Source organism: Nocardia sp. NPDC004711 (assembly GCF_053601595.1).
Genome location: NZ_JBSGCB010000159.1, coordinates 1 through 2,645 on the forward strand (window position 1 = coordinate 1; position 2,645 = coordinate 2,645).

A 2,645-nucleotide genomic window follows, 5' to 3' on the forward strand; every position below is an offset into this window, starting at 1 on the left:
GTGGTCGACCCCCTGGGCGCGCTGACGCCGCACAGCATGCCCAAGCCCATAAAGCAGCTACGACCTCCCTTATGAGTACTCGCTCGCGGCACCGCATACCCCATCACCGACACCCCACCGGCTCACCAGCCGGGTGAGGGTTTGCGCTCGGTGCCAGAACTCAGCGGCAAGGACAACATTATGCAAGGCGCCCACATGGTCTTGAGCGACGTTGATGCCGCAACTTCCGCTACGTCGGAGGCTCTTGCCGAGATCGAGCAACGAGTGCTTTGGTTGTCGACGGCGATAGTTCATCACGCGAACCGGGTTCGGCCCCCGACCGGGCTCACGGTTGGTGGGCATCGGGCGTCGTGTGCGTCGATGGTGTCGATCATGACGTCACTGTGGTCCGAGCAGCTCCGGCCGGGAGATCGGGTGTCGGTCAAGCCGCACGCATCTCCGGTGCTGCACGGCATCAACTATCTACTCGGAGAACTGGACGCAAAGTACCTAGCCACGTTGCGGGAGTTCGGCGGGTTGCAGTCGTACCCGAGCCGGATCAAGGACCCCGATCCGGTGGACTACTCGACGGGGTCCCTCGAGATCGGTGCGACGGCTCCGATCTGGGGTGCCGTCGCCCGCCACTACGTCGGCACCCAGATCGGCAACGCCGCTACCGGTAGGCAGTGCTCGTTGGTCGGCGACGCGGAGCTGGACGAGGGAGCGGTGTGGGAGGCGATCCTGGACTCGTCGGTCGCGGAACTTGGGGAGATCATGTGGATCGTGAACCTGAACCGGCAGTCCCTGGACCGGGTGGTACCCAACATCGCTGCGGGCTGGCTCGAGCCGATGTTCTCGGCTGCCGGATGGCAGGTGCTGACGGTGAAATTTGGGACCACGGTTGAGTCGCTGTTCACCCCACCGGGCGGGCCAGCGCTGCGCGCCCGGATCCTGGACATGCCCAACCCCGAGTATCACCGACTGCTGCGATGCGACGCTGAGCAGGTGCGCCAGCGGCTGCCGGGCGAGGGCCCGGGCACCGCGGAGATCGCCGGCCTCGACGACGAGACCCTGCTGCGGGTGATCCGCAACCTCGGCGGTCACGACCTGGACGCTCTAAGGGCCGCCTATGGGAAGATCGAGGACACCCGCCCAACGGGCATCATTACCTACACCATCAAGGGCCACGGGCTCCCGACGCAGGGGCGTCCACAGAATCACTGGTCGCTGCTGGCGGTCGAGCAGTACGAGCAGCTGGCGGCGGATCTGGGGACGGACCCGGCGAATCTGTGGGCCCGGTTCGACGCCGGCAGCGCTCCGGGCCGAATCTGCGCCGCAGTTGCGCAGCGGCTCGAGCGGGATGCTGTCGACCTTGCCGTCCCGTCGGCCGTGCCTGCAGACATCGGCTGTACCCCGTCGGGGGCGTCGACGATGCAGGTCGCGCTGGGCCGGGCCCTGCTTGATTTGGCCCGCGTGGCTCTTGAGGCCGCGAAACGGGTAGTCGCGGTCAGCCCAAATGTCAGCTCGACCACGAATCTGGCGGGCTGGCTGAACAGAGTCGGCGTGTGGTCGCCGCCGAACGAGCGGCGTAACTGGTTCGACGACGACCCCGAGACGATCACGCCTTGGCGGGAAAGGCCCAGCGGTCAGCACATGGAATTGGGCATCGCCGAGACGAACCTGGTCGGGGTGATCGGCAAGTTGGGTGCTACCTGGAGCTGGTGGGGGGCAGTCGCTGTTCCCGATCGGGGTGCTCTACGACTCGTTCGTCGAACGCGCGTTCGAATCATCGTTCTGCGGGATCTACGCTGGCGACTAGTCGATCCTGGTCGGCACCCCTTCTGGTGTCACCCTCGCCGCGGAGGATGGGACCCACCAGTCGATCAAGACCCCGTCGATTGGTCTCGAGCAGCCCAGCTGTGTGAGTTACGAGCTCGCCTTCGCAATCGACACCGAATGGACGTTGCTGGACAGCATCGGCCGACTTGGCCGGCCGGACGGTACGTCATCGTATCTGCGCCTTTCGACGCGTCCGGTCGATTTAGACCCTCCGCGGTTCCCGGCGGCCCGGCAGCGCCGTCGTCGGCAGGTGATTGCCAGCCCGTACGTCCTGAACAATGCAGAGAACCCCGCGGTCACGTTGGTGGGGATGGGGCGGTGATCACCGAAACCCTCGCCGCCGCAGCCCGCCTGGCCGATCTGTGCATCGCCGCCGACCTCGTGTGCGGTGACCAGCCTGGCCTGTTGTTCGAGGCGGTACAGGCACGCCGCGGACTCGCCCGGGGCCTGTCGTGGATCCTGGACCAGATCTTTCCTGCCGACCGCGCAGCGCCCATGGTGACCGTCCTCGACGGGCACCCGCATACCCTCGCCTTCCGCACCGGTATCAACCACGCCCGCGGGGCCGCCCTCAGTGTCAGCAAGTTCGGCCAGGTCGGCTCCCTCGACGAGATCTACCACCACTACCACGGCATCGACACCGACACCATCGTCCGCACGGCCCTGAACCTGGCCGACCAAGCCCGAAAGATTGCGACATGACCACCACACCCCACGGCGTCACTGTGACGTTGCCCTCCCTGGGGGAGAACGTCTCCGAGGCCACCATCACCCGATGGCTTAAACAGCCCGGGGACACTATCGAAGCCGACGAGCCGCTGTTGGAA

At 66.2% G+C, this 2,645-nt stretch carries 1 protein-coding gene and 1 pseudogene; both read left to right on the plus strand.

The annotated features are described in order from the left end of the window. Positions 1-195: 195 nt before the first annotated feature. Positions 196-2,520 (plus strand): annotated as a pseudogene (locus ACWEKS_RS49040) (pyruvate dehydrogenase). Then, a partial coding sequence (locus ACWEKS_RS49045; protein WP_452346562.1) for a biotin/lipoyl-containing protein occupies positions 2,517-2,645 on the plus strand: 129 nt, incomplete at its 3' end. The pseudogene ACWEKS_RS49040 and the gene ACWEKS_RS49045, both read left to right, overlap by 4 nt.